Consider the following 6,199-nt stretch of genomic DNA (forward strand, 5'->3'; position numbering starts at 1 on the left):
GTAGCGTCCTTGCGCCATGCGTTTCCCCGCCCCGCTCATCCCCGGCCGCCTGATCCAGCGCTACAAGCGCTTCCTCGCCGACGTCGAACTGGACGGCGGAGAGGTGGTGACGGCGCACGTGCCCAACTCCGGCAGCATGATGGGCGTCGACGCGCCGGGTTCCGCGGTGTGGCTGTCGCGCTCCGACAATCCCAAGCGCAAGCTGGCCCACACGCTGGAGCTGATCGAGGCGGACGGCGGGCTGGTCGGCGTCAACACCGCCCACCCCAACGCCCTGGTGGCCGACGCCATCGCGGCCGGGCTGATCCCGGAGCTGGCGGGGTACGAGCGGCTGCGGCGCGAGGTGAAGTACGGGCAGAACTCCCGCGTCGACATCCTGCTGGAGGGTGCCGGGCGGCCGCCGGCCTATGTGGAGGTGAAGAACGTCCATTTGCGCCGGCTGGCCTTGCGCGACGGGCTGGCGGCGGAGTTCCCCGACTGCCCCACGGCGCGGGGTGCCAAGCACCTGGAGGAACTGGCCGCGATGGTGGCGCAGGGCTGCCGCGCGGTCATGGTCTATCTTGTCCAGCGCATGGACTGCACTTACTTCCGGGTGGCGGGGGACATCGATCCCGCCTACGATGCCGGGCTCCGCCGCGCGCTGGCGCGCGGTGTGGAGGCGGTGTGCTGGGCCTGCACCCTCACCCCGGAAACGATCGAACTGCAGCGGCCGCTGCCGCTGCGCCTGGACGACTGACGCGAAAAAGGTAAGCACCGGTGGAACACGACGACCTCGAATCCCAGCGCATCCGGCTCCACGGCCCGGAGGACTTCGAGGGTATGCGCAAGGCCGGCCGGCTGGCCGCCCTCACGCTCGACTTCATCACGCCCTACGTGCAGCCGGGTGTGGCGACCGAACAGCTGGACAAGCTGTGCGACGACTTCATCCGCGGCCACGGCGCCATCTCGGCCCCCATGGGCTACCGCGGCTATCCGAAGTCGACCTGCATCTCGGTCAACCACGTGGTCTGCCACGGCATTCCGGGCGACAAGCGGCTGCAGAACGGCGACATCCTGAACATCGACGTGACGCCGATCCTGGACGGCTGGTACGGCGATTCCAGCCGCATGTACCTGGTGGGCGACGTCGGCGTGAAGGCCAGGAAGCTGGTCGACGTCACCTACGAGGCGCTGATGATCGGCATCGCGAAGGTGAAGCCGGGCGCCACGCTGGGCGACGTCGGCCATGCGATCCAGAGCTTCGCGGAGGCGCAGCGCTTCTCGGTGGTGCGCGACTTCTGCGGGCACGGGCTTGGCCGCGTGTTCCACGAGCCGCCGTCGGTCCTGCACTTCGGCAAGCCGGGCCAGGGCGTGGTGCTGCGCGAGGGCATGTTCTTCACCATCGAGCCGATGATCAACGCCGGCCGCCACGACGTGAAGATCCTGGGCGACGGCTGGACCGCCGTGACCAAGGACAAGTCGCTGTCGGCGCAGTTCGAGCACTCGATCGGCGTGACGAAGGACGGCTGCGAGATCTTCACCCTGTCCCCGGCCGGGATGCACAAGCCGCCCTACGCGGTGGAGAAGGTCGGGGCGTAAGCCCCGACCCCGCCCCAACCCCGTCGCTCACACCACCCACGTGCTGCTGAACTGGTCGGCGCGCACGCCGGTCAGGGTCACCGTGTTGCCGGTGCCGAGGGCCAGCACGGCCACGCCGCCGGTGCCGGCCTGCACGGTGTAGGTCAACCCGCCGGCCAGCAGGATGCGGTCGCCCCCGGCGCCGTCGAAGTCGGCCACCACGTCGGCGCCGCTGTTGCCGCCGAAGCCGAAGCGGTCGGCGCCGGCACCGCCGGTCAGCGTGTCGTCGCCCAGATTGCCCCACAGCACGTCGTTGCCGTCGCCGCCCAGCAGCGCGTCGCCGCCCTGCCCGCCGAACAGCGTGTCGGCCCCGGCGGCACCCGACACCGTGTCGCCCGCCAGCCCGCCGTAGAGCTGGTCGTTGCCGGCGCCGCCCTCCACCGCGTCGCCGCCCTGGCCGCCGTGCATCCAGTCGTCGCCGTCGCCGCCGAACAGCAGGTCGTCGCCCAGATTGCCGTACAGCGCGTCGTTGCCGCCCTGCCCCGACAGCGTGTCGTTGCCGCCGTAGCCGAAGTGGTCGTCCATGGCGGCACTGCCGGCGAAGCTCTCGCCCGCGTCGGTGCCGGTGGTGCGCGTCGGCATGAAGGTCTGGTACAGCGTGATGCCGTGCCGCGACAGGTCGAGCTTGTCGGTCACGTCGACCGAGAGCGAGGTCGGCAGCGGCACCCCGCCGGAGCCCGGCAGCTCGACCAGCGCGCCGCGCAGCGCGTAGTTGCTGGTCATGTAGGGCAGCGTGCCCAGGACGTCCTGCGCGGTGAGCGGCGGGTCCTCGCGGACGAGGTCGGCCACCCGCTGCGCCACCACCGTCTGCCCGGCGGGCGGCAGCGAGCGGACGAAGTCGGCGATGTCCACGCGGTGCTCGGCCAGCCAGGGGATGGGGTCGTTGGCGACGCGGAAGTTGACCAGCCGGTCGTCCGCCCCGCCGGTGACCGAGCCCGGCGAGCCGAAGGTGACGCCGACCAGCTGCGGCGCGTGCGGCAGGCTGTTCATCGACACCTGGGTCACGGCGCCGCCCAGGCTGTGCCCGGCCAGCAGCACCTGGTCGAACTGCCCCTGCGCCACCAGCGCGTCGGCCGCGCTGAGCAGGCCGGTGAAGTTGGCGGCGTGCTCGTCGATGTTGCGGAAGTTCTGGATCCAGTCCTCGCGCTCGTCACTGCCGCGGAAGACGACGGCCAGCGTGCGCTTGCCGTCCACCACGGCCGCCGCCACCAGGGCGTTGCCGTTCTGGTTCTCGAACAGGCCGTTGTTGAGCGTGCCGGTGGACACCGGCAGGTCGGCGGACGTCAGCGGCGTCCAGCCCGGCGCGTGGGCGAAGGCCTTGGCGGTCTCGCTCTCGTACACGGCGCGGCTCAGGCGCGCGGCTTCGTTGTACAGGTTGTCGCTGATGGAGGTCAGGTTTGACAGGGCCATGGGTGCACGAACGCTCCGTCCGGTGGGGCGCCATTGTTGCCGCCGGCAACCTGCGTTTGTCCAGATCGCGTTCGTACGAGCTCGAGACAGCCGGCACGCGAGCGCGCTATAGTCGGCACACACCTATGCATGCAGATCCGGGACACCCATGGCCGAGGCGAACCGCCGAAAGCGCAGATCTTCGACTGATGCGGGCACGTTGAGGGAGGCGCCGCTGCCGGGCCTCTCCACGCCCGTCGATGCCCTGCCTTCAGGGAGCCCTTCGGGGGGCGAGGATGACCCGCACTACCACGGCCACCGCGACCGGCTGCGCGCCCGGTTCCTGTCCGGCGGGGCGGACGCGCTGCAGGACTACGAGTTGCTGGAGATGGTGCTGTTCGCCGTCGAGCCGCGCAAGGACGTGAAGCCGCTGGCGAAGATGCTGATCCAGACCTTCGGCGGGCTGTGGAACGCCGTGCAGGCGCCGCCGGAGAAGCTGCGCGGCCTGAAGGCGGGCGAGGTGGCGCTGAACAGCGACGCCCGCGTCGCCACGGTGCGCGCGGTGGGGGCCTGCGCGCTGCGCGCCATGCGGCAGCAGGTGCTGAAGCGCCCGGTGCTCAGCTCCTGGAACGCGCTGATGGACTATTGCACGGCGGCGATGGCGCACGAGACGACGGAGCAGTTCCGCCTGCTGTTCCTGGACCGCAAGAACACGCTGATCGCCGACGAGGTGCAGCAGCGCGGCACCGTGGACCACACGCCCGTCTACCCGCGCGAGGTGGTGCGCCGCGCGCTGGAGCTGGGCGCCACGGCGGTCATCCTGGTGCACAACCACCCGTCGGGCGACCCCAGCCCCAGCCGCGCCGACGTGGACATGACCAAGGAGATCATCCGCGCCGCCGACGCCGTGGGCATCGCCGTGCACGACCACGTGGTGGTGGGCAAGGGCAAGCACGCCAGCTTCAAGGCGCTGGGGTTGATGTAGGGTTTTGCCCCCTCCCTAACCCTCCCCCGCTGCGCAGGGGAGGGGACTGCCGCCGTTTCTCCCCCTCCCCTGCGAAGCGGGGGAGGGAGGGACCCGCGAAGCGGGAGGGAGGGGGCAAGCGACGCTTACACCGGCAGCATGGACCGGGCGATGGCCGCCTCGATCTGCACGATGGAGCGCTCGACCTCCTGGCCGATCAGGTCCATGCGGCGGATCTGGGCGATGCGCGGCTTGGCCTTGGTGAACTCCTCGTCGTTCAGCACGGCGCCGAACAGGCCGCAGGCGTCCACTAGGCACACCAGCACCACGTCGCGCGCGTCCGGGATGTCGGTGCCCAGCAGCAGGTCGCGCAGGCGCGCGCGGACCTCGCGGCGCTCGCGGCCGTCGACGACGGGGTAGCGGCGGTCGCGGAAGATCCACAGGATGCGGCCCTCCTGGCAGCGCAGGATGCCGCGCGCCACCAGCCGGTCCAGCGCCTTCTCGCGCAGCTCCGCGCCATAGGCGGCGATCTCCGACACGCGGTCGGCGGTCGGGCCGGGGCCGGAGGCGGCCAGCGCCGCCAGCACGCCGTCCAGCAGCGGCTCGCCCGTCGGGGTGGCGTCGGTGACCGAGGTGGTCTCCAGGTCCGAATCGACGCGGCCGAGCAGCGCCAGCTCCATCAGTGCGGCACCGGCGACCACGAGGTCGAGCACGCTGCGCGCGGTGGGACGGGGCACGCCCGATTCCTCGTCGATGCCCAGCAGCACCACCTCCTCCAGCAGGGTCGGGTGGCTGCCCTCCGGCGCCGGGGCGGCGGCGGAAACGGCGCCCGCCGGGGCGTGCGGCGCGCCGGCCAGCGCGGCGAGGCCGGCGGCGACGTCGGCGTGCACGGCGAACAGCGGCAGGAAGCCGGCGACCTCGAACACCTCGCGCACCTGCGCCTGCAGACCGGCCAGCGCCAGGGGCACGCCCGCCGCCTTGGCCTGCTTGGCCGCCTTCAGGAAGGAGCGCAGGCCGGCGCTGCTGATGTAGCCCAGGCCCGACAGGTCGACCAGCAGCGGCGCCCCCGATTGCAGGCCGGCCAGCAGGCGGCGCTCCAGCTCCGCCGCGGTGCTGCCGTCGACGCGTCCGCCGACGCCGACGACGCTGACGCCCTGCTCTGTCCGTTCGGCGATGTCCATCTGCTCCCTCTCCCGGTTGGGCGGCCATCCGGCGGCCGCGTCCCGCAACACTGGACACGTACGCATACGGCGTCAACCTGCGGCGTCGGCCGGTCTGGCCCGCATGCCCGGCATCCGCGAACCGCGCGCGGGGAAACGCAACCCATGCTATGAAGACGGCGCAGACCGACCGACCGGGACCCGCCATGACGCGCACCGCCCCCGCCCTGCTGCTGGCCGCCCTGCTGGGCGCCGCACCCGTGAACGCCGCCCCGGCGCTGGCCGACCCCGTTTCCTACCGCGAGGATTTCGAGGCGTGGACGCCGGCGGAGTCGCCGGTGCAGCCCTGCCAGCGCGCCGAGAACGCCTTCGCCGTGCGGGACGACGCGGCGCGCGGCGGCAAGGTGCTGGGCCTGTCGCTGCGCAATCCGGGCGACGTGCGGGCGGAGGTGACGGCCGCTCCGGTGCCGTGGAAGGGCTGCCTGGACCCGGCCAATCCCAACGCCCCCTATCTGCAGCCCCACCGCGACCGCGCCGACGTGTGGGAGGCGGAAGCCCGGCACCTGCCCTTCGGCAGCGACGTCTGGTACGGCTTCGCCATGCGCATCGACGGCCGGGTGGGAACGGACGACGGCGTGCGCCTCGTCGTCGGGCAATGGAAGGGCTGGGGCGACGCCAGCCCGTTCGTGGCGCAGCGCTTCAAGAACCGCCGGTTCCACATCACCATCCAGAACGACGCGGCCCCGGAGGACGGCGGCGGCGAGTGCCGCATCCTGCTGGCCTACCAGGGCGATCGGGCGCCGCAGCCCGAGAGCTTCCGCCACACCACGAAGGAGACGACGGCCGAGCCGTGCGCCAGGGACGTGACGGTGGAGCGCTTCGCCCCCCTGCCCGACCCGTTCGGGCACTGGGTCGGCATGGTCTACCACATCAGGCCGTCGCTGGGGGCCGACGGCATCGTCGAGGTGTGGGCGGACGGCGTGCGCATCGCGCGGGCCACCGGGCGCATCGGCCAGCGGCTGTTCGACGGCGTGCAGTACTTCAACTTCGGCCCCTACCGCAACATGGC

At 72.0% G+C, this 6,199-nt stretch carries 6 protein-coding genes; 4 read left to right on the forward strand and 2 right to left on the reverse strand.

Annotation, left to right across the window (positions count from 1 at the left end):
* Nucleotides 1-16: 16 nt before the first annotated feature.
* Nucleotides 17-736 (forward strand): DNA/RNA nuclease SfsA, encoded by a 720-nt coding sequence (gene sfsA, locus VED21_RS23740; RefSeq protein WP_324886683.1) that lies wholly within the window; start codon nt 17-19, stop codon nt 734-736.
* A 20-nt stretch (nt 737-756) separates the two neighbouring features.
* Nucleotides 757-1,578 (forward strand): type I methionyl aminopeptidase, encoded by an 822-nt coding sequence (map, locus tag VED21_RS23745; RefSeq protein ID WP_324886685.1) that lies wholly within the window; start codon nt 757-759, stop codon nt 1,576-1,578.
* Nucleotides 1,579-1,605: 27 nt separating this feature from the next.
* Here map and VED21_RS23750 read toward each other — a convergent pair whose 3' ends face one another.
* Nucleotides 1,606-3,027: a hypothetical protein gene (locus tag VED21_RS23750; protein WP_324886687.1), complete on the reverse strand. Its 1,422-nt coding sequence runs from the start codon at nt 3,025-3,027 to the stop codon at nt 1,606-1,608.
* 199 nt (nt 3,028-3,226) lie between these two features.
* Between VED21_RS23750 and radC the strand changes: the two genes are divergently transcribed.
* Nucleotides 3,227-3,991, forward strand: a complete 765-nt coding sequence (gene radC / locus VED21_RS23755; RefSeq protein WP_414638290.1) for a RadC family protein — start codon at nt 3,227-3,229, stop codon at nt 3,989-3,991.
* A 125-nt stretch (nt 3,992-4,116) separates the two neighbouring features.
* Here radC and VED21_RS23760 read toward each other — a convergent pair whose 3' ends face one another.
* On the reverse strand, nt 4,117-5,151 hold the full coding sequence (locus VED21_RS23760; RefSeq protein WP_324886689.1) for an anti-sigma factor antagonist: 1,035 nt from the start codon (nt 5,149-5,151) through the stop codon (nt 4,117-4,119).
* 185 nt (nt 5,152-5,336) lie between these two features.
* On the opposite strand from VED21_RS23760, the gene VED21_RS23765 reads away from it, so the two are divergent.
* A partial coding sequence (locus VED21_RS23765) for a heparin lyase I family protein (protein ID WP_324886691.1) occupies nt 5,337-6,199 on the forward strand: 863 nt, incomplete at its 3' end.

This window comes from Azospirillum sp. (assembly GCF_035627195.1).
GTDB lineage: Bacteria > Pseudomonadota > Alphaproteobacteria > Azospirillales > Azospirillaceae > Azospirillum.

Bases quoted from the DNA above. Each gene is read 5' to 3' on its own strand.
- sfsA (WP_324886683.1), top strand. From the start codon at position 17: ATGCGTTTCCCCGCCCCGCTCATCCCCGGCCGCCTGATCCAGCGCTAC.
- VED21_RS23760 (WP_324886689.1), bottom strand. From the start codon at position 5,151: ATGGACATCGCCGAACGGACAGAGCAGGGCGTCAGCGTCGTCGGCGTC.
- VED21_RS23750 (WP_324886687.1), bottom strand. From the start codon at position 3,027: ATGGCCCTGTCAAACCTGACCTCCATCAGCGACAACCTGTACAACGAA.